This is a genomic window from Nonomuraea typhae, assembly GCF_009760925.1.
Taxonomy (GTDB): Bacteria; Actinomycetota; Actinomycetes; order Streptosporangiales; family Streptosporangiaceae; genus Nonomuraea; species Nonomuraea typhae.
In genome coordinates this window covers 489,392-508,352 of record NZ_VRLV01000005.1, presented here as the reverse complement: position 1 = coordinate 508,352, position 18,961 = coordinate 489,392, and the positions used below count along the sequence as shown (strand labels likewise).

The following is an 18,961-nucleotide window of genomic DNA, read 5'->3' as shown; positions in this document are numbered from 1 at the left end:
TTTGTCGGGTGGGAATTGAGCTGCGCGCATGGCACGACGACGACGCGGCCGTGGTGTTGCGCGCGTTCCAGGCGGAGGACATGCACCGCCAGGCCCCGTGGCCGATGGTGACCCTCAAGGACGCCCAGGGCTGGATCGCCTCCTGGGAAGGCGCCGGACACGCCTTCGCCGTCACCCTGGACGACGAGGTGGTCGGCAACGTCGCGGTCACCGGCATCGACCGCCACCTCAACGGCTGGGTCTCGTACTGGACCCTGCCCGAGGCCCGCGGCAAGGGCGTGGCCCCGGCCGCCGCCTCACTGCTCGCCGCCTGGGCCTTCTCCGAACGCGGCCTGTTCCGCCTGGAGCTCGGGCACCGCGTCAACAACGCCGCCTCCTGCCGCGTCGCCGTGAAGGCCGGATTCCTGCCGGAAGGCATCGAACGCGCCAAACTCGGCTACGACGGCACCCGCTACGACGTCGAACGGCACGCCCGCCTGGCCACCGACTAGCGCAGCTCCTCCAGCAGCTCGTCGAGCAGCCGGCCCGCCGGCTCGGACACCTCGGCGGTGTACTCATCCAGCAGTTCCAGCGCGTCGTCAAGCTCCGGCACGCTCTTGCGCGGTAAGTCGAGCAGGGCCTCGTCCTCGGCGATCACCTCACCGCCGACCCGGTAGGCGCCGTCGGCCACCGCGATCGACACCGCGAACCGCACCTCCCTGCCGTCGGGCAACGTGAACACGGTCCCCGCGACCGCGCCCGCGGGCGGATGCAGATACGAGAACGGCAGGCTCGGCACGAACGGATGGTGCAGCTCGGCGAGGGTTCCCGCGGCCCGGCTCAGCGCCGAGAGCAGGGCGGCCGCGGCCAGACTCGCGCTGTCCACACCCCAGAGGGTAGATCAGCCACGACCCTCCTGCCACCTGCCCGCCCCAGACCCGGAGTTTCCTCGCCCTGGGTCAATCCGGTGGACAGCCTTGTCTGTTTGTCAGACAATCCTGTCCTATGCGCAACGGTCCACTCGCCATCGTCGGCGCCGCCGTACTCTGGGGCACCGCCGGCACCGCGGGGCTGCTCATCTCCGCCGACTCCGCGGCCCTGGCCGCCGCCAGGCTGGTCGTCGGCGGCGCCGCCCTCGCCCTGTTGTCCGCCGCCCACCTGCGCACCGCCCTGCGCCCCGGCCTCCTGCTCAGCGCCGTCGCCGTCGCCGCCTACCAGCTCGCCTTCTTCGCCGCGGTCAGCCGTACCGGCGTGGCCATCGGCAGCGTCGTCGCCATCGGCAGCGGCCCCGTGTTCACCGGCCTGCTGACCTGGATCCGCCACGGCCGGCGCCCCACCCCCCGATGGGCCGCCGCCACCTCCGCCGCCATCGCCGGCTGTGCCGCGCTGATCATCGGCGGCGGCGCCCAGGCCGGCGGCCAGATCGTCACCGGTGTCCTCTTCGCCCTCCTCGGCGGCATGCTCTACGCCTTCTACGCCGTCAGCGCCGCCGACGCCATCGACCGCGGCCTGGAGTCCAACGCCGTGATGGGCGTCACGTTCGGCGGCGCCGCCGTACTCATGCTCCCGGTCCTTCTGTGGCAGGGCACCACCTGGCTGGCCGCCCCCGCCAACCTGCTCACCGTCCTCTACCTCGGCCTGTGCACCACCGCCCTGGCCTACTTCCTGTACGGCAAGGGCCTGCGCACCACCCCGGTGGCCACGGCCGCCACCCTGGCGTTGACCGAGCCGGCCGTCGCCACCGTCCTCGGCGTGCTCGTGCTCGGCGAGCACCTGTCCACGGTCTCGATCCTGGGTCTGGTCCTCCTGGCCGCCAGCCTGGTCGTGGTCGCCCTGCCCCAGCTGACGAAAGAACCTCTGCCGGCGGGGCGCTAGAGTGCCATGGTGTCGTTCAGACCCGTGTCCACCGTCGACGCGCTGGCCGGGGCACTACGCCGCCGTGTGCTGTCCGGGGAGATCGAGCCCGGCACCCCGCTGCCCGAGCAGGAGATCGCGGCAACCTACGGCGTGGCCCGCCCCACGGTCCGCGAAGCCCTGGCCCAGCTGGTTCACGAGGGCCTGCTCCGCCGGGAACGCAACCGCAGTGCCCACGTCCCCGTCGTGACGCTCGCCGACCTGGACGATCTCATGTACGTCCGGCGCCCCCTGGAAGACCTGATGGCCAAGGCGGTGATCGGCCGCCGTGTCGCGGCCGCCGAAGCGGCCCTGTCCCGGATGGCCGCCCTCCCGCCCGAAGCCCCGTGGGCCGACATCGTCGCCGAACACATGGCCCTGCACCAGGCGCTGATCGAGGCCGTGGGCAGTCCCCGGCTGGAACGCCTGTACGCGAGCCTGGCCGCCGAGACGCAGTTGGGGATCGTGGGGTTGCGCGAGGTGTACAAGGACCGGGAGGTGCTGATCAGGGAACACCGCGAACTCCTGGACGCCCTCGCCTCCGGCTCTCTGGAGCTGGCCCGCGCCGTGGTGTCCGCCCACCTCAACCACTCCTGGGGCCGCTGAGAAGCAGCCGCTCGGAGGACGGCCGTAGGATGGCGGCGTGCCCGGCCTCCTCCGCTCCGTGTGGCACGAGCCGCGTCCCTCCGACCCGCCGCGGCGCGGGTGGCGTGACTGGGCGCTCGTGGGGGTGCTGGCGCCGGCCGCGTTGCTGGAGGGCGCGCTGCGGCCGGACCTCCCGTGGCTCTCGATGGTGATCACCCTCGCCCTGCTGCCCACATTGTTGTGGCGCCGGACCAGGCCCCTGCTGATGATCACGCTGGCCTTCGCCGTCTCGACCCTGCTCCCGCTCGCCGCGGACGCCCGCCCGGAGTCGTACACGATGGTGTACGTGCTGCTCGTGGTGTACGCGTTGTTCCGCTGGGGTTCGGGAAGAGATGCCGTGATCGGCATGGCCGTCATGCTCGCCGGCCTCACCCTGTCGCTCGCTCTGCGCCGCATCCCGCCCGCCGACACACTGGGAGCCGTAGCCGTCCTGGTCTCGGCCCTCACCCTGGGCCTGGCCTTCCGTTTCCGGGCCGGGGCCCGCATGCGCGAACTCGACCAGGTCAAGCTCCTCGAACGCGAACACCTGGCCCGCGACCTGCACGACACCGTCGCCCACCACGTCTCGGCCATGGCGATCCGGGCGCAGGCGGGCCTGGCGGCCTCGGCCGCGCACCCCGAGGCCGCGACCGACGCCCTGCGGGTGATCGAAGCGGAGGCCGCCCTCGCCCTGGACGAGATGCGGCTCATGGTCCGCGTCCTGCGCCAGGACCAGCCGGCCGACCTCGCCCCCGGGCGCCGCATCACCGATCTCCAGCAGCTGTCCGGCGGCGACCCGGCCGTGGACGTGACGGTCTCCGGCAACCTGGACGGCCTCCCGCCGCTGGTGGAGGCCGCCGTGTACCGCGTGGCCCAGGAATCGGTGACCAACGCCCGCCGCCACGCCCGCCGCGCCACCCGCATCGAGGTGCGCGTCGAAGCCGACGACACGTCGGTACGGCTGCGCGTCGCGGACGACGGCGACCCGGTGGCCCAGACGTACCCGGGCTTCGGCCTCGTCGGCATGCGGGAACGCGCCGGCCTGCTGGGCGGCACCTGCGTCGCCGGCCCGGGCCCCGACCGGGGCTGGACGGTCACCGCCGTCCTGCCCAGAACGGGATCGGCCCCATGACCATCAAGGTGATCGTCGCCGACGACCAGGAGATCGTCAGGACCGGGCTCACGATGATCCTCAACGCCCAGCCGGACATCGAGGTCGTCGCCGAGGCCGCCGACGGCCGACGGGCCGTGGAGCTCGCCCGCCGCCTGCGCCCGGACGTGTGCCTGTTCGACATCCGCATGCCGGGCCTGGACGGCATCCAGGCAACCCGTGCACTGGCCGGCCCCGCCGTACCCGATCCGCTGGCCGTCGTGGTCATCACCACGTTCGACCTGGACGACTACGTCTACGCCGCGCTGCGGGCGGGCGCCAAGGGGTTCCTGCTGAAGAACGCCGGCGCCCAGTTGCTCTCGCAGGCCATCCATGCGGCCGCCTCGGGCGACGCGCTCATCGCCCCGAGCGTCACCGCCCGCCTGCTGACCGCGTTCGCCCGCACCGGCCCCGCCGTACCGCCCGCGAACCCCATCGAGGCGCTCACGGAGCGGGAGGAGCAGATCCTGGCCACGGTGGCGCGCGGCCGGACCAACAGCGAGATCGCCGACGAGCTGCACATCTCACTCAGCACGGTCAAAACCCACATCGCCAGCCTGATGGCCAAGCTGGGGGCCCGCAACCGCGTCGAGATCGCCATGTGGGCCTACGAGACCAAGCGCCTCTGACCGCGGATGGCGAGTTCGGCCACCACGAGGTTGAGCACCCACGCGCCGCCCATCACCAACGCCCTGGGCACACCCACAGGATTCCCGGCGATCGCCACATAGGGGATCAGCAGCAGCGCCTGCGTCCCCGCGCCCACCCCGACCGCGTACCCCCGCATCATCCAGGCGCGATGCCGCCGCAGGTCCCGCCGCCGAATCGCGATGAACCCCAGCACCAGAAACACCAGCATCCCACCCCCAAAAACCACCCGGAACCCACCCAGAAGCCCGCCATCCCCATCCCCCTGGGCATGAGCCACCCCCAGCCACACCCCGGCCCCCCCGGCCAGCAGCCCTCCGGGCACCGCCACCCGCCCCGCCACCCGATGCCACCCCGGCCACCGCCGCCGCACCCCGGAGGCGACCTGCAAGGCTCCCAGCAGGGAGAACACCATGGCCCCCACGATGTGCAGCACCAGGGGCAGCGTGTCGGCGTCGCGCTGCCCGGCCAGTTCGCCCAGCCGTACGCCCCCGACCACCAGCGGCAGCGCGCTGAGCCCGATCAACCCGGCGGGCACCCGCCATCCAGTTCTCATGCCCCCGATCGTGACAAGGCCGGCACACACCCCTCATCGGACGAACGGCCCCACCTGACCTGGCCAATCGTCCGCCAATCGGGCGTACTTTCGGCTGATTTGCCGGTTGAGGACCCCCTCCTACGCTGACCCCGCCCCGAACGAAGAGGAGACCCCCATGAAGGCTTTCGTCCTCCACAAGTACGGCCCGCCGGACAACTTGACCCCCGCCGACCTCCCCATCCCCCAGCCAGGCAAGGACGAGGTCCTGGTCCGGGTCCGCGCCGCCTCCGTCCAGCCGTACGACTGGCACTTCCTGCGCGGCGAGCCCTACCTCGCCCGCCTGATGCCCGGCGGCCCCGGCCTGCGCAAACCCAGCATCCCCATCCTGGGTGCCGACATATCCGGCACCGTCTCGGCACTGGGCCCAGGCGTAACCGGCATAACCGTGGGCGACGAGGTCTTCGCCATGCCCAAACAGGGCGGTTTCGCCCAATACGCCATCGTCCACATGAACGACCTGGCCCCCAAACCCGCCGCCCTCTCGTACGAACAGGCCGCGGCAGTCCCCCTGGCCGCCTGCACCGCCCTGCTGGCCCTGCGCGACCAGGGCCGGCTGGAACCCGGCCAGAACGTCCTGATCAACGGCGCCTCAGGCGGAGTGGGCACCTTCGCCGTACAACTGGCCAAAGCACTGGGCGCAAAGGTCACGGCCGTCTGCAGCACCCGCAACGTCAGCCTGGTCCACTCACTGGGCGCCGCCCACGTCATCGACTACACCAAGACCAACTTCACCCGCGAGCCCACCCGATACGACCTCCTGGTGGACATCGCCGGAACCCACCGAGGCTCAGCCGCCCGCCGCGTCCTGACCCGCAAAGGCACCCTCGTCATCGTCGGCGGCCCACCCGGCCGCTGGTTCCAGCCCGCCGCCCACGCCTTCGCCACCCTCGCCACGGCCCCCTTCGCCTCCCAGCGCGTGGTACTCGCCGACGTCATCCACGACCCGAACACCGCCGCCAACCTCCGCACCCTGACCCCCTACCTGGAGGACGGCCGCATCACCCCGGTGGTCGACCGCGTCTACCCCTTCGACGAGATCCCGGCGGCAATGACCTACCAGGAACAAGGCCACGCCCCAGGCAAGGTCGTCATCACCATCTGACCCCGGCTCTCGTTCCCCTGCGCCCCTCGGACGAACGACGCTGCCCGCGCCATCCGTCCTCCTCCCGGAGTTCAGGCTCCACAGCCGCATCGACGCAGGCGGAAACCAGGGCTAAAGGTCGTTGGAGAGATTGATCCGGATCTCCGTGTTGCGGTACCCAGCGCGCAAGAACGCCGCCGCCATCGGCGCGTTCCCCACGTCGGTGGTCGCGGTGACCCGCGGCTCTCCGTTGGCCGCGTGCATACGGGTGATCTCGGCGAGTATCTCATCCACGTATCCGCGCCCCCGGAACTCCGGAACCACCCCGAGATACCCCACGTTCACGCTGTACGGCGTAGCCGAGGGAATCGCCATACCCGCCACGTCACCCTCGGCCGTATAGGCGATCCGCCACCACTCCCGCTTGCCCGGCGCCCCGAGATAGAACTCCATCTCTTCCCGCGCGGCAGCGTCCACACCCTTGGCCGCCACATTCATCCGGGTCTGGAAGTCCAGGCTGCCCTCGGCGATTCTCCCGAACACCGCCAGGAACTCCTCATCGGCCGCCTCGCCGAACCGCAGCACCCCGGCCGCCGAGGGCACCCCGTCGGCCGGCGCCCACTCGAACTGCAGCCGCTCCACCTCCCGGCTGAGCCCGGCCGCGTGCGCCGCCGCCCGCCGCCATCCCACGGCCGCCGAGATCGCCGGATCGTCACGCCAGCCGCCGGCCGCCTTGATCGCGTACTGCACCGGCCGCGGAAACACCGCCAGCGCGGCCCCGACCAACTCGGCGGCGACGGCAGTACGCTCACCCACCGCCGGATCCACGTCGAGACAGTCGAGCGCAACCGGATACGCACTGTCCCTCGGCCCCCACCACAGCGCCCGTCCCACGACCCGGCCGCCGACCTCGGCGATCCACGTCCACTCAGGCCGATACATATTCTCAGCCAGCTCTGCGAGATAGCGATCAGCAGAGATCCAGCCGACGGGCTCGGTCACGACCCACGCGGTCACACGGTCGAGCTCCCCAGGGACGATCGCACGGTAGGAAATCACCCGAAGAGGCTAGCGCGCCTTTTGTCCGCCTCTGCGCCAACCCAGCATGGCCCAGACCAAGCTGATCACCCCTCGCCGCCGCCCAACGAGGCTCGACCCACATAGATGCACGACCTAATGAGGCTTGGACCGGTACTCAGCCCACGTGTCGACCGCCTCTTGATGAACGAGTGCACGCTCACCGGGTCTCCCGCACGAAGAAAGCCGTCGCCCGCTTGAGGATGTCGACGTCCTGGCGCAGCCGCTAGTTCTCCCGCCTCAGCGCCACCAGCTCTTCTCGCTCGATGCTGGTCAACCCGTCCCGCTGGCCGGCATCGACCTCGCCCTGGCGGATCCACTGACGCACCGCGGTCTCGGTCAGGTCGAAGTCCTTGGCCACCTGCCCGACCGAGAGGTCACCGCGCTGGCACAGCTCAACGATCTCGGCCTTGAACTCCGGCGTGAACGAGCGGCGAGGACGCGGCTTCATCTTCCCCATGCTCTCCATCATGGACATCCTTCCGGGGGGCGAACCCCTGATCTCGGATGTCCGTCAAACCGGACCAAGCTCACCATGCCGTCCGTCCTGGCTCGCCTACTCGGCATCACACGGACCGAACTGCGGCACAGACTTCGGCTTTCGTACGCCAAGGTAGCCGAGTACCAAGCGCGTGGCCTGGTCCACTTCCACGCCGTGATCAGGCTCGACGGACCGGACGGGCCAACCGACCGACCGCCGGACGAGATCTCGATCGAACTACTCGACCGGGCGATACGCCAGGCCGCCGGACAGATCTCGGTCCGCGTGGCGGACGAACCACCGCTGCCCGTCCGCTGGGGCGATCAGCTCGACGTGCGACCGGTGTACGTCTCGGCCGAGTTGGACGGCGTCAGCGATCAGCGAGTCGCCGCATACGTGGCCAAGTACGCCACCAAGGGGGCAGAGTCGGCCGGAACCGTTAACCGTCCGATCCGCCACGCTTGGGAGATCCCCGGCCTGAACGTGACCGAGCACGCCCGGCGCATGATCTACGCCTGTTTCAGCCTGGCGCAGTTACCCCAGTACAAGGGCCTGCCTCTGCGCCAATGGGCCCACATGCTCGGCTACCGGGGCCACTTCTCCACCAAGTCCCGCCACTACTCGGTCACCCTCGGAGACCTACGGCAGGCACGTGCCGACTTCCGCGCCGAGCAAGCGCGGCTCCTCTACGGCGTCCAGGTCCCTGATCCCAACACCGCCCTCACGATCGCGGAGTGGCAGTACGCCGGAAAGGGGCACCGCAGTGGCGAGGGGTTCTGGGCCAACCTCGCTCACCAACGGATCACAGCCGCCCGGCGGCGAGAGCAACGCACCGGAATGACGTAACTGCTACGAGGCGGTCAGCTCGCGGTATGCCTCGCGCAGCTCGCCCGCCTCGGGAAGGCGGCGTTCTTCGACGGCCCTGATCACTTCTCTGGCTCGCCAGTAGCTCGACGGGACAAGGATCCCGCTCGTGATGGCCGTGAGTGTGATCTGCCCGGCCTCGTCGAGCTGATCGGCGGCGAGCAGTGACAGGGCGAGATCCAGACGAGCCGAGACTGCCCGGCGGGGCCGTGGCGGTCCGTCCTTGGCTGACTCCAGACGAGCCAGCACGTGACGGGCGTAGCGCTCGGCGGCGGGGTCGCCGAGCCATGACAACGTGGTCGCGATGTACGCCTCGCTCTTGGCGGGGTCGTACCGGTAGTGGTGTTCAGGACGGTCCGGCATCGGCAGGGGTGAGACCAGGCGGGCCACACGGTCCAGGGCATCGCGGGTCTCGGGCCCCGCGCCGAGTCTGGCCCAGGCACGACCTTCCTGCGCTGTGGCCTGGATGTAGGCCGAGCTTCCTCGTGGCGCGACGGCTTGCGCGCCCTGGGAGAGGGTGACTGCTCGGCGGTAGTCGCCGGTGGTGAGGACCTGCCATGCCGCTGTCTCCAGGCACCAAGCTGCGATCTCGGCGTGCTCGGAATGCTTGGCCAACTCAGCAGCGGTCTTCAGGCGCGCTGTACCGGCCCGGAACTGGTGAAGGTCGATATGACAAGTGGCGGCGAGCAGCGAGAGCCATCCACCGACCACCAGGAGGCGGCGATGCTCCGCGAGCGTCTTCCTGGCATCCATCAAGCGAGCCACGTAGGCGAGATGCCAACGGACGCGGTTGAGTAGCTCGGCGGGCAGAGTGCCGGGGTACGCGGTCGCCAGATCGTCAACCGCCAGTTCCAGCCGCTCCAGGGTCTCCGTACCCACGTCGCTCGCGGCGCTCCTGCGGGCGAGTTCCATCGCCTCCATCTCGTCGTCGCCGTAGGACCATGCGTTGGCGGGTGTGCCGAAAAGTTCGTCCTCGCTGATCCCAAGCGCACGGCTGTACAGCACCCGGTACGGGTCGTTCGGCTGGTGCTCGCCTGCCTCGTAGGACTTGATCCGCCGCACGATCGACTCCCGTGAAGGCAAGTGCGCACGAGTCGCGCCGTCTGCGGCCTCGGCAAGCCGCTTGGCCATCTCGGTCTGCGACCAGCCATGCTCACGCCGCTCGGCACGGAGCCGGACGGCCCATGGGGGGACGTGTTTGGCCTCCATGCGAACACCTCTCGCCGGGCTGCAGGGGACATCGCCACTATCCCCCAGTGTCCCCCAGGCGCACCTGCCCGTGCGCGACACCGACCGATGTGATGGATGACATCGCCGTGAACAGCGGGAACCCGCCCAAGCGTCGCGTCCTCAAACAGGAATCGAGGCCCCGCCATGCGAACCGTCCAGGCCCATACCGATCATCACGTTGCCCTCGAGTGTCCTGCTGCCCGGAGAGCGAACGCACTATGGTCGGCCCTCCGTGATCTCGGGATTTCGTCCGAGGTCCACACGGGTCACGGAGTGGCACTGGTCTGCGTGTGGATCGAACTGCTCGTCTGGTGCGACGGGATCACCTACCGGTGGTGGAACGGTCAGGTCTCCTCAACGACCGGACGGCGCATCTACACCACGTACAGCACGGCCAACCCGCCAACTGCTGCCCGCGCCGTCGCCTATCGACTGTCCATGCTCCGGCGGACGGTCATTGCCGAGCCGCGGCATGAATGACGCGCTGATCAACCTCGATGAGTGCCTGAGTCCGCATGTGACGGCAGTCCGTCGAGGATCGGGACGGCTTCGTTGGAACGTGGTGGACCCGTACGGGAGGCCGGTGCGCGTGATCGAGTGGACCTGTGCATGCCGGGCGACGGTGTATGAGTTGTGCCTCGCGGGTGGCCGCGCCTTTATCCGGCGCACCGTGCAGGGTGAGCCGGTGGCGAAGACGCATGAGACCGACTGGGCATCGCTCAGGCAGACACGGGAGATCTGGGGCGCGCTGCTGGCCGGGTATGTCCGGTAGCCCTTCAGGGGCTTGGCACGGCCCACATTCCCCCGCCCCCGATAGCTGCCGGACTGTGTGGCCCGACCGAGGTGTCAACTCCGTCTTCCCGGACCTCAGCCCTGTGAGGTTCCACGCGGCCCACCCCTTTCGCCGCACAGACGGAGTTGACGCCGACCGAGGGACACGAACACTGCGGTATCGGGGGCGGGGGTACGGACCTCGGCCCGTGGGTGATCGATCGGGGAGTGCAGTGGCCGGCGTCCATGCGCAGCACCCCGCAGGGGCCGCGTAGCGGTGGAGGCCGGTGACGGAACGGCCTTGATGCTCCAGGAGATGGCTGAAGGGTTGTCGCGCCGCCTTGGAGCGGTGGGCGGCGCGCGCCGGGACCGGCCCCCAGGCCGCATGCCCGGCGCGCTGGCCGCCCGGAGCGGGCGGCGGCGCGGCGAGCGAAGCGAGCCCTTGACCCTGTAGAGAAACTTGTCGCCGAGAACGGCTCTGGCCCATGATCGACACCGGGTTGCGCCGGGCGATCCAGGGCCAGGATCTAGCTATCTACGCAGGTCTACGCCTCGCCCGAGGTCAGGCCGATCGGGCAGGCGACTCCAGTGCCGCCGATTCCGCAGTAGCCGTTTTTGTTGCGGTGAAGGTACTGCTGGTGGTAGTCCTCGGCGTAGAAGAACTCCGGGGCCGGGGCGATCTCTGTGGTGATGTCGCCGTAGCCGGAGGTCTTCAGGACCTTCTGGTAGGCGTCGCGGGAGGCCAGGGCGGACTTTTCCTGCTCCGGCGTGTGGTAGTAGATGGCGGAGCGGTACTGGGTGCCGACGTCGTTGCCCTGGCGCATGCCCTGCGTGGGGTCGTGGGCCTCCCAGAAGAGCTTGAGGAGTTCCTCGTAGGACACCTTTGCCGGGTCGTACACGACGCGGACGGCCTCCGTGTGGCCGGTGGCGCCGGTGCAGACCTCTTCGTAGGTCGGGTTGGGGGTGTAGCCGCCCTGGTAGCCGACGGCGGTGGTGTACACCCCTTCTGTCTGCCAGAACTTGCGCTCGGCGCCCCAGAAACAGCCTAGGCCGAAGTCAGCGATCTCCAGCCCCGAGGGGTACGGCGGGGCCAGCGGGGCGTCCAGGACCGCGTGGCGGGCGGGGATCTTCATGCGGGTCGAGCGCCCTGACAGGGCGTCCTCCGGATGGACCATCGATGTCTTCTTGCCGAACAGCCAACCCATGGTGCACCTCCTGGTCTCCACGATACAGAGGTGCAAACCATTAAGGATGCCTAAATAGTCCCACATAGTAGAACGCGTTTGTGTTTAAGCATGTAATGTCCGAAAATGGGTTACATGCCTGACGAGAAGCGTGGTGTGTTGTTCGGGGTCGCGGCCTACGCCATGTGGGGACTGTTCCCACTCTACTGGCCGCTCCTCAAGCCCTCGGGGGCGCTTGAGATCCTCGCGCACCGCATGGCGTGGTCTCTCGTGGCCGTGGTGGCCATCCTGGCGGTGCGGCGGCACTGGTCGTGGTTCCGGGAGTTGCTCAAGCAGCCCAGGAAGCTCGCGCTGCTGGCCCTGGCCGCGGTGGTCATCACGGTCAACTGGGGCACCTACATCTACGCCGTCAACACCGGGCACGTGGTGGAGAGTGCGCTCGGGTACTTCATCAATCCGCTGGTGAGCGTGGTGTTCGGGGTCGTGTTGCTGCGGGAGCGGCTGCGGCCGTTGCAGTGGGCGGCGGTTGGGGCCGGCGCGCTGGCGGTGATCGTGCTCACCATCGACTACGGCCGGCTGCCGTGGATCGCGCTCACGCTGGCCGTCAGCTTCGGGGTGTACGGGCTGGTCAAGAAGCAGGCCAACGTGGGCGCGGCCGAGAGCCTGACCGTGGAGACGCTGGTGCTGCTGACGCCCGCGCTCGCATACCTCGTATATCTGGAAATGTCAGGGCAGGCGACGTTCGGGCACACCAACCCCGGTCACGCGCTCCTCCTGGCCGGCGCCGGGGTGATCACCGCAGTGCCGCTGCTGTTCTTCACCGCCTCGGCCATCCGGGTGCCGCTGAGCACGATCGGCGTCCTGCAGTACATCGCCCCGATCCTGCAGTTCCTGTGCGGCGTGCTGATCGCCAAGGAGACCATGCCGCCGAGCCGCTGGATCGGGTTCTCGATCGTCTGGCTGGCCCTGTCGATCTTCACCTACGACAGCATCCGCGCGGCGCGCGCCAGCCGGAAGGCCGCCGAACTGGTCAAGGTGTGACCGTGCTGAGCGGCATCTACGCCTGCGACCTCCAGGTCTTCCGCTTCTACCCGGACGGCCTGGCACTGGACGTCCTGGTACGGCCGGCGCCGGGCCCCGAGCAGGGGCCCCTGATCGCCACATGGCTGCGCCGCGAGGCGCCGCCCCAAGGCGTCCACCCGGCCCGCTACACCCTGGCCGGCGGCGTCTACACCTTCGAGACCCGCGGCCACCTGAGGGACGAGCCCGTCATCGTCCAGGTGACCAAGCGCAGGGACCATCTCCTGGTCGACCGCCGCGACGGCGGCCGCCTCCAGAGCGACCTACGGTTCGTCCGGATATATCCCGAAAAATCAGCCTGAACGTTCCACGACATAGTCACACAAGGCCAAAAAGGCACGCTTAGCCGGAATGTCCGGCAAGCCAGAGATGTCGGCACGCGCCCGGTTCACCCACGCATCCAGCTCCGCCCGAGCCTGAACCATCGCCGAATGCCCCCGCAGCAGCGACAACGTCTCCTCGACGTCCTCCTCCGCCACCGGCCCGGCCGCCAGCAGCGCCCTGAGCCGCGACTCGTCCGGCGAGCCCAGCACGTAGAGCACCGGCAGCGTCCTGATGCCCTCCCGCAGGTCCGTCCCCGGCGTCTTGCCCGACTCCGTCGAGGTGGAAGCCACGTCGAGAAGGTCGTCCCCGAGCTGCCACGCCACCCCGATCGCCTCGCAGGCGCGGCTCAGCCGTTCCTCGACGTCCGCCGGCGCCCCGGACAGCAGCGCCCCGAACCGCCCCGAGGCGGCGATGAGCGAGCCGGTCTTGTCGGCCAGCACCTTGATGTAGTGGGCCACCGGGTCCTCCCCCTCACGCGGCCCGATCGTCTCCCTGATCTGCCCCTGCACGAGCCGGGAGAACGTCTGCGCCTGGATCCTGATCAGCTCGGGACCCAGATCGGCCAGGAGGTCGGACGCCTGCGCGAACAGGTAGTCGCCGGTCAGGATCGCCACGGTGTTGTCCCAGCGGGCGTTGGCCGACGCGGAGCCCCGCCGTACCGGGGCCTCGTCCATGACGTCGTCGTGATAGAGCGATCCAAGATGGGTGAGCTCGATCACCACCGCGCCCGGGACGACACCGGGCGCGGACGGATCGCCGAACTGGGCGGCCAGCAGCACCATCAGCGTGCGGAACCGCTTGCCACCAGCCTCGATGAGGTGCTTGGACGCCTCCGTGACGAAGGCGTCCTCGCTCTCCACCGACGCGCGCAGGAGCTTCTCAACTGCGCTCAGCCCGCTGGCTATGTCCTGCGCCAACCGCTCGTCCTCAATGGGCAGATCAACAACCGGAGGCGCGGACATAGGTGGACCCCTTATCTAATGAACAGGCCGGACGCAGCCTGGTTTGCGATGTCGAGCGCGGGCTGCGGGAAAAGCCCGACTCCTACCGTAACCAGCAGCGCGACGCCGATGACCACCGCGGTGCCCATGCTGGGAGCGACCACGGTGGGGCCGTCGGCGGCGGGCTCGCTGAAGAACATCAGCACGATGACGCGGACGTAGAAGAACGCCGCGATCGCCGAGGCGATGACACCCACGACGACCAGGCCGGTCATCCACGCGCCCATCGAGTCTCCGGTCTGTGCGCCGCTGTCCACGGCCGCCGCGAACACGGCGTACTTCCCGAAGAAACCACTGGTCAGAGGGATACCAGCGAACGCCAGCAAGAAGAAAGCGAACACACCGGCAAGTAGCGGAGATCGCTTACCCAGACCCGCCCAGCGCGACAGATGCCCCGCCTCGCCTCCGGGGTCGCGCACCATGGTGACCACGGCGAACGCGCCCACGGTGGTGAAGCCGTAGACCAGCAGGTAGAACAGGATCGCCGACAGCGAGCCCGCGTTCTTCTCGGCCGCCTCGAACGTCGCCATCACGCCGATGAGCAGGAAGCCCGCGTGCGCGATCGACGAGTACGCCAGCATGCGCTTGATGTCCGTCTGCGTGATCGCCAGGATCGCGCCCACGATCATCGTCAGCGCCGCGACCACCCACATGACCGGGCGCCAGTCCCAGTCCAGGTTGCCCAGCGCCACCCAGAACACCCGCAGCACCGCGCCCATGGCCGCCACCAGCGTGCCGGAGGCCATCAGCGCGGTCACCGGCGTCGGCGCGCCCTGGTAGACGTCCGGCTTCCACGCGTGGAAGGGCGCCGCACCGATCTTGAACAGCAGGCCCACGCCCAGCAGGGCGAAGCCGAGCAGCAGCAGCGGGTCCATCAGCGCGCCGGTCGCCATCGCCTGGCTGATCCCGGGCAGGCTCACCGTGCCGGCGTAGCCGTACACCATCGCCATGCCGTACAGGAAGAACGCCGAGGAGAACGCGCCCAGCAGGAAGTACTTCAGCGACGCTTCCTGCGACAGCAGGCGACGCCTGCGCGCCAGCCCGCACAGCAGGTACAGCGGCAGCGACATGACCTCGAGGGCCACGAACATGATCAGCAGGTCGTGCGAGGCGGCGAACAGCAGCATGCCGCCGACCGCGAAGAGCACCAGCGGGTAGACCTCGGTGTGCGCGCCGCCGCTCGACTCCGCCTCCTCCTCTTCCGCACTCCCGGGTACGGCTGCCGCCGAGGCGACGAAGTGGCCGTCGTCGTTGATCATGAGTACGGCGCCCAGCGAGAGCACCAGGATGACGCCCCAGATGAACAGCGCCGGGCCGTCCACCGCCACCGCGCCCATGGCCGAGGCCGTCGCCGGCACGCCGCCCCTGGCCACCTGCACGATGACCAGCGCGAACGCGCCCACCATGCTCAGCAGCGTGAGCGGGACGTGGATGGACTTGCGCAGGTAGCGCGGCGCGAACGCCTCCACCAGGACGCCGATGCAGGCCGCGCCGAAGACGAGCAGCAGCGGCGCGAGCTGCCCGTACTCGATGGTCGGCGCCTCGAAGCCGTTCAATTCCCGGCTCCCTTCTCAGCGATGGCGGGGGTTTCTACTTTCACGTTCTGGATCGTCTGCTTGACCGACGGGTTGATCACGTCGAGCAGCGGCTTCGGGTAGAAGCCGAATCCGATGATCAGCGCGACGAGCGGCGCGAGCACCACGACCTCACGCACGTTCAGATCCTTGAAGCCCTTCACGGACTCGGCCGTCGGGCCGTTCAGGGTCCGCTGGACCACCCACAGGATGTAGACGGCCGCGAGGATGACCGCGACCGCGGAGACGATCGCCGCCACCGCCAGCGCGCCGGAGCCGAACGCGACGCTGGAGTACGTGCCGATCATCACCATGAACTCGCTGACGAACGACGACAGCCCCGGCAGCGACAACCCGGCCAGACCGGCGACCAGGAAGAACCCGGCCAGCAGCGGCGCCACCTTCTGCACGCCGCCGTAGTCGGAGATGTACGGCGAGCCGCGCCGCGCGATCAGGAACCCGGCGACCAGGAACAGCGCGCCGGTGGCGAAGCCGTGGTTGACCATGTAGAGCGTCGCCCCGGACTGGGCGATCTGGTCCATGGCGAACACGCCCATGACGATGAAGCCGAAGTGCGAGATCGAGGTGTAGGCGATCAGGCGCTTCATGTCCGTCTGCCCGATGGCCACGATCGCGCCGTAGATGATGCTGATCACCGCGAGCACGACGATCGGCATCGTGAACGTCTTGGCCGCCTCGGGGAACAACTCCAGGCAGAAGCGGAGCATCCCGAAGGTGCCCACCTTGTCGAGCACACCCACCAGGAGTACGGCCGCGCCCGCCGGAGCCTGAGCCGCCGCGTCGGGCAGCCAGGTGTGCACCGGCACCAGCGGCGCCTTGATCGCGAAGGCGATGAAGAAGCCGGCGAACAGCCACTTCTGCGTGTTCGGGTCCTGGATGGCGCCGATCAGCTCGGGGAACATGAACGTGCCCTTGCCGGCGGCGAAGTAGAGCCCGATGACCGCGACCAGCATGAGCAGGCCGCCGAACAGCGAGTACAGCAGGAACTTGACGGCCGCGTAGGACCGCTGGGCGCCGCCGTACGACCCGATCATGAAGTACATCGGGATCAGCATGGCTTCGAAGAAGATGTAGAACAGGAAGATGTCGGTCGCCGCGAAGACGCCGATCATCATCGTCTCCAGCACCAGGAGCAGCGAGAAGTAGGTCTTGACCGACCGCTTCGGCGCGATGACCGTGCCGTCGGCCGTCTTCACACCGTCGGCGTCGTTCCACGAGGCCAGCACCACGATCGGCACCAGCACCGCCGACAGCGCGATCAGCACCAGCGCGATGCCGTCCACGCCGACGCCGAACTTGACCCCGAAGCTCGGGATCCAGTTGTACTCGGCCACGAACTGGAACCGGTCGCCGCCCGGCTTGAACTGCACCGCCATGACGAGCGTCAGCACCATCACGGCCAGCGAGACCAGCAGCGTGACCTGCTTGGCCAGCTTGTCACTGCCCTTGGGGAGCAGGGCCACCACGATGGCGCCCAGCACGGGCACCGCCATGAGGATCGGGAGCCAGGGTGACATCACATGTTCCCAACGAGGAGCAGGGCGCCGGCCAGGAGGGCCGCACCGAACAGGATGGACAGCGCGTACGTTCTGGCGAAGCCCGTCTGCAGCCGCCGGACGCGGCCCGAGGTTCCGCCGATCGCCGCCGCCAGCCCGTTGACCAGGCCGTCGACGCCGCGGTTGTCGAAGAAGACGGCGATCCTGGTCAGCCACTGGCCGGGGCGCATGAACAGCGACTCGTTGAGGGCGTCGCCGTACAGGTCACGCCGGGCGAAGTTCACCAGGAGGTTGCCACGCGGCTGGAGGACCGGGACCTCGGACCTGCCGTACTTGAACCACGCGAACGCGGCGCCCAGGGCGACGAGGGCGAGGGAGCTCAGGCCGACCGTGGTGGTGCTGAACAGGTGGAATTCCGGCAGGTGCTCGGGGAGGCCGACCGCCGGGGACAGGAACTTCATGAACCGGTTGTCGCTGATCAGGTAGTAGCCCAGGCCGATCGAGCCGATCGAGAGCAGGATCAGCGGCCAGGTCATCACCGCGGGCGACTCGTGGGGGTGCGCGTCCTTGTCCCAGCGCTTCTCGCCGAAGAAGGTCATGAAGACCATGCGCGACATGTAGAAGCCGGTGATGCCCGCGCCGAGGACGGCCAGCCAGCCCATCCACTGCCCGTGCTCCATGGCCGTCTCCATGATCCCGTCCTTGGTGTAGAAACCGGACAGGAACGGGAAGCCGATGATCGCCAGGTACCCGACCATGAAGGTGAGGAAGGTGATCGGCATGACCTTGCGCAGCGCGCCGTACTTCCTCATGTCCACTTCGTCGTTCATGGCGTGCATGACCGAACCGGCGCCGAGGAACATGTCGGCCTTGAAGAAGCCGTGCGCGATGAGGTGCGCGATGGCGAAGGCGTAGCCCGCCGGCCCGAGGGCCGCGCCGAGCATCATGTAGCCGATCTGCGACATCGTCGAGCCGGCCAGGCCCTTCTTGATGTCGTCCTTCGCGCAACCGATGATCGCACCGGCGAGCAGTGTGGCTACGCCGACGATCGCGACGACCAGCGAGGCCGTGGCCGACGCCTGGAAGAACGCGCCGGAGCGGACCACCAGGTAGACGCCGGCGGTGACCATGGTCGCGGCGTGGATGAGGGCCGAGACCGGGGTCGGGCCCTCCATGGCGTCGAGCAACCAGGACTGCAGCGGCAGCTGGGCCGACTTGCCGCACGCGCCCAGCAGCAGCAGGAGCCCGATCGCGGTCAGCGTCCCGTTGGACGCCTCCCCGACCTGCGCCGTGCCCAGTTGGGAGAACGTCAGCGTGCCGAACGTCGTCCAGATGACGAACATGCCGACCAGCAGGCCGAAGTCGCCGACGCGGTTGACGATGAACGCCTTCTTGGCCGCGACGGCCGCCGACGGCTTGAACTGCCAGAACCCGATCAGCAGGTAGGACGCGAGACCCACGCCCTCCCAGCCGATGAACAGCCCGACGTAGTTGTCGGACAGCACCAGCAGCAGCATCGCCGCGACGAACAGGTTCAGGTAGGCGAAGAAGCGCCGCCGGTCGGTGTCGTGCGACATGTAGCCGATCGAGTAGATGTGGATCAGCGATCCGACACCCGTGATCAGCAGCGCGAAGCTGATCGACAGCGGGTCGACGAGCAGCCCCATGTTGACCATGCCGGGGATGAACTCATAGAGCTGTACGGCCTGGCGTCGCGCGTCCTCGGGCAGCCCGAGGATCTCGAAGAAGGCCAATACCGCCACCACGAACGAGGCCAGCGACATGGCCACGCCCAGCAGGTGTCCCCACTTGTTCGTGATCCGGCCGAGGACCAGCAGAATCGCGGCGCCGAGGAGTGGCAGGGCGATCATCAGCCATGACACGC

At 69.0% G+C, this 18,961-nt stretch carries 21 protein-coding genes; 11 read left to right on the top strand and 10 right to left on the bottom strand.

From position 1 onward, the window contains the following. The first annotated feature begins 8 nt into the window (after nt 1-8). Nucleotides 9-491: a GNAT family N-acetyltransferase gene (locus FVE25_RS21850; protein ID WP_157248855.1), complete on the top strand. Its 483-nt coding sequence runs from the start codon at nt 9-11 to the stop codon at nt 489-491. On the opposite strand, the gene FVE25_RS21845 is transcribed toward FVE25_RS21850, so the two are convergent. Beyond that, the gene (locus tag FVE25_RS21845; protein WP_157248854.1) at nt 488-865 is read right to left on the bottom strand and encodes a hypothetical protein; all 378 of its coding nucleotides are present in this window, start codon (nt 863-865) and stop codon (nt 488-490) included. The two genes, FVE25_RS21850 and FVE25_RS21845, sit on opposite strands and share 4 nt — an antisense overlap. Nucleotides 866-984: 119 nt before the next feature. Between FVE25_RS21845 and FVE25_RS21840 the strand changes: the two genes are divergently transcribed. The 4 genes from FVE25_RS21840 to FVE25_RS21825 are packed head-to-tail and all read left to right on the top strand — an operon-like array spanning nt 985 to nt 4,275. Then, entirely contained in the window at nt 985-1,854 is an 870-nt protein-coding gene (locus FVE25_RS21840; RefSeq protein ID WP_157248853.1) for an EamA family transporter, read from the top strand. A 24-nt stretch (nt 1,855-1,878) separates the two neighbouring features. Then, a complete protein-coding gene (locus FVE25_RS21835; protein ID WP_246267268.1) occupies nt 1,879-2,478 on the top strand; it encodes a GntR family transcriptional regulator in 600 nt (199 codons plus the stop codon). A 37-nt stretch (nt 2,479-2,515) separates the two neighbouring features. Continuing rightward, on the top strand, nt 2,516-3,628 hold the full coding sequence (locus tag FVE25_RS21830; RefSeq protein ID WP_157248851.1) for a sensor histidine kinase: 1,113 nt from the start codon (nt 2,516-2,518) through the stop codon (nt 3,626-3,628). Then, nucleotides 3,625-4,275 carry a response regulator gene (locus tag FVE25_RS21825; protein ID WP_157248850.1) on the top strand — a complete coding sequence of 217 codons (651 nt, stop codon included), beginning with the start codon at nt 3,625-3,627 and terminating at the stop codon, nt 4,273-4,275. Before FVE25_RS21830 ends, FVE25_RS21825 begins: the two co-directional genes overlap by 4 nt. Here the strand turns inward: FVE25_RS21825 and FVE25_RS21820 are convergent. Then, nucleotides 4,254-4,850, bottom strand: a complete 597-nt coding sequence (locus FVE25_RS21820) for a DUF2306 domain-containing protein (protein ID WP_157248849.1) — start codon at nt 4,848-4,850, stop codon at nt 4,254-4,256. The two genes, FVE25_RS21825 and FVE25_RS21820, sit on opposite strands and share 22 nt — an antisense overlap. A 157-nt stretch (nt 4,851-5,007) precedes the next feature. On the opposite strand from FVE25_RS21820, the gene FVE25_RS21815 reads away from it, so the two are divergent. Next, nucleotides 5,008-5,994, top strand: a complete 987-nt coding sequence (locus tag FVE25_RS21815; RefSeq protein WP_157248848.1) for an NAD(P)-dependent alcohol dehydrogenase — start codon at nt 5,008-5,010, stop codon at nt 5,992-5,994. Nucleotides 5,995-6,105: 111 nt separating this feature from the next. On the opposite strand, the gene FVE25_RS21810 is transcribed toward FVE25_RS21815, so the two are convergent. Beyond that, nucleotides 6,106-7,032 carry a GNAT family N-acetyltransferase gene (locus FVE25_RS21810; RefSeq protein WP_157248847.1) on the bottom strand — a complete coding sequence of 309 codons (927 nt, stop codon included), beginning with the start codon at nt 7,030-7,032 and terminating at the stop codon, nt 6,106-6,108. A 244-nt stretch (nt 7,033-7,276) separates the two neighbouring features. After that, on the bottom strand, nt 7,277-7,510 hold the full coding sequence (locus tag FVE25_RS21805) for a transposase (protein ID WP_157248846.1): 234 nt from the start codon (nt 7,508-7,510) through the stop codon (nt 7,277-7,279). Between FVE25_RS21805 and FVE25_RS21800 the strand changes: the two genes are divergently transcribed. Next, nucleotides 7,412-8,377: a replication initiator gene (locus FVE25_RS21800; RefSeq protein ID WP_343046152.1), complete on the top strand. Its 966-nt coding sequence runs from the start codon at nt 7,412-7,414 to the stop codon at nt 8,375-8,377. The two genes, FVE25_RS21805 and FVE25_RS21800, sit on opposite strands and share 99 nt — an antisense overlap. Before the next feature lie 3 nt (nt 8,378-8,380). Here the strand turns inward: FVE25_RS21800 and FVE25_RS21795 are convergent, their stop codons facing one another. Beyond that, nucleotides 8,381-9,604 (bottom strand): helix-turn-helix transcriptional regulator, encoded by a 1,224-nt coding sequence (locus FVE25_RS21795; protein WP_157248844.1) that lies wholly within the window; start codon nt 9,602-9,604, stop codon nt 8,381-8,383. Between the two features lie 309 nt (nt 9,605-9,913). Between FVE25_RS21795 and FVE25_RS21790 the strand changes: the two genes are divergently transcribed. Both FVE25_RS21790 and FVE25_RS21785 read left to right on the top strand, forming a co-directional pair. After that, on the top strand, nt 9,914-10,105 hold the full coding sequence (locus FVE25_RS21790; protein ID WP_157248843.1) for a hypothetical protein: 192 nt from the start codon (nt 9,914-9,916) through the stop codon (nt 10,103-10,105). Further along, on the top strand, nt 10,098-10,397 hold the full coding sequence (locus FVE25_RS21785) for a hypothetical protein (RefSeq protein WP_157248842.1): 300 nt from the start codon (nt 10,098-10,100) through the stop codon (nt 10,395-10,397). The genes FVE25_RS21790 and FVE25_RS21785 overlap by 8 nt, the downstream gene beginning before the upstream one ends. Nucleotides 10,398-10,941: 544 nt before the next feature. Here the strand turns inward: FVE25_RS21785 and msrA are convergent. Further along, nucleotides 10,942-11,601 (bottom strand): peptide-methionine (S)-S-oxide reductase MsrA, encoded by a 660-nt coding sequence (gene msrA, locus FVE25_RS21780; protein WP_157248841.1) that lies wholly within the window; start codon nt 11,599-11,601, stop codon nt 10,942-10,944. 114 nt (nt 11,602-11,715) lie between these two features. On the opposite strand from msrA, the gene rarD reads away from it, so the two are divergent. Both rarD and FVE25_RS21770 read left to right on the top strand, forming a co-directional pair. Beyond that, nucleotides 11,716-12,621, top strand: coding sequence for an EamA family transporter RarD (gene rarD / locus FVE25_RS21775; RefSeq protein WP_157248840.1), 906 nt, complete (start codon nt 11,716-11,718; stop codon nt 12,619-12,621). 2 nt (nt 12,622-12,623) lie between these two features. Continuing rightward, on the top strand, nt 12,624-12,962 hold the full coding sequence (locus tag FVE25_RS21770) for a hypothetical protein (protein ID WP_157248839.1): 339 nt from the start codon (nt 12,624-12,626) through the stop codon (nt 12,960-12,962). Here FVE25_RS21770 and FVE25_RS21765 read toward each other — a convergent pair. From FVE25_RS21765 to nuoL, 4 genes are read right to left on the bottom strand one after another with little or no spacing between them, the layout of a single operon-like run. Next, nucleotides 12,954-13,946: a polyprenyl synthetase family protein gene (locus FVE25_RS21765; RefSeq protein WP_157248838.1), complete on the bottom strand. Its 993-nt coding sequence runs from the start codon at nt 13,944-13,946 to the stop codon at nt 12,954-12,956. The two genes, FVE25_RS21770 and FVE25_RS21765, sit on opposite strands and share 9 nt — an antisense overlap. A gap of 11 nt (nt 13,947-13,957) precedes the next feature. Next, complete coding sequence (gene nuoN, locus FVE25_RS21760) at nt 13,958-15,541, bottom strand: NADH-quinone oxidoreductase subunit NuoN (RefSeq protein ID WP_157248837.1); 1,584 nt, start codon at nt 15,539-15,541, stop codon at nt 13,958-13,960. Continuing rightward, nucleotides 15,538-17,097, bottom strand: coding sequence for an NADH-quinone oxidoreductase subunit M (locus tag FVE25_RS21755; RefSeq protein ID WP_157248836.1), 1,560 nt, complete (start codon nt 17,095-17,097; stop codon nt 15,538-15,540). The genes nuoN and FVE25_RS21755 overlap by 4 nt, the downstream gene beginning before the upstream one ends. Further along, a complete protein-coding gene (nuoL, locus tag FVE25_RS21750; RefSeq protein WP_181019676.1) occupies nt 17,097-18,947 on the bottom strand; it encodes an NADH-quinone oxidoreductase subunit L in 1,851 nt (616 codons plus the stop codon). Before nuoL ends, FVE25_RS21755 begins: the two co-directional genes overlap by 1 nt. Nucleotides 18,948-18,961 lie beyond the last annotated feature (14 nt).

Coding starts and splice junctions, on each gene's coding strand:
- FVE25_RS21840 (WP_157248853.1), top strand. CDS start 985: ATGCGCAACGGTCCACTCGCCATCGTCGGCGCCGCCGTACTCTGGGGC.
- FVE25_RS21825 (WP_157248850.1), top strand. CDS start 3,625: ATGACCATCAAGGTGATCGTCGCCGACGACCAGGAGATCGTCAGGACC.
- FVE25_RS21820 (WP_157248849.1), bottom strand. CDS start 4,850: ATGAGAACTGGATGGCGGGTGCCCGCCGGGTTGATCGGGCTCAGCGCG.
- FVE25_RS21815 (WP_157248848.1), top strand. CDS start 5,008: ATGAAGGCTTTCGTCCTCCACAAGTACGGCCCGCCGGACAACTTGACC.
- FVE25_RS21805 (WP_157248846.1), bottom strand. CDS start 7,510: ATGGGGAAGATGAAGCCGCGTCCTCGCCGCTCGTTCACGCCGGAGTTC.
- FVE25_RS21795 (WP_157248844.1), bottom strand. CDS start 9,604: ATGGAGGCCAAACACGTCCCCCCATGGGCCGTCCGGCTCCGTGCCGAG.
- FVE25_RS21785 (WP_157248842.1), top strand. CDS start 10,098: ATGAATGACGCGCTGATCAACCTCGATGAGTGCCTGAGTCCGCATGTG.
- msrA (WP_157248841.1), bottom strand. CDS start 11,601: ATGGGTTGGCTGTTCGGCAAGAAGACATCGATGGTCCATCCGGAGGAC.
- rarD (WP_157248840.1), top strand. CDS start 11,716: ATGCCTGACGAGAAGCGTGGTGTGTTGTTCGGGGTCGCGGCCTACGCC.
- FVE25_RS21765 (WP_157248838.1), bottom strand. CDS start 13,946: ATGTCCGCGCCTCCGGTTGTTGATCTGCCCATTGAGGACGAGCGGTTG.
- FVE25_RS21755 (WP_157248836.1), bottom strand. CDS start 17,097: ATGTCACCCTGGCTCCCGATCCTCATGGCGGTGCCCGTGCTGGGCGCC.
- nuoL (WP_181019676.1), bottom strand. CDS start 18,947: ATGATCGCCCTGCCACTCCTCGGCGCCGCGATTCTGCTGGTCCTCGGC.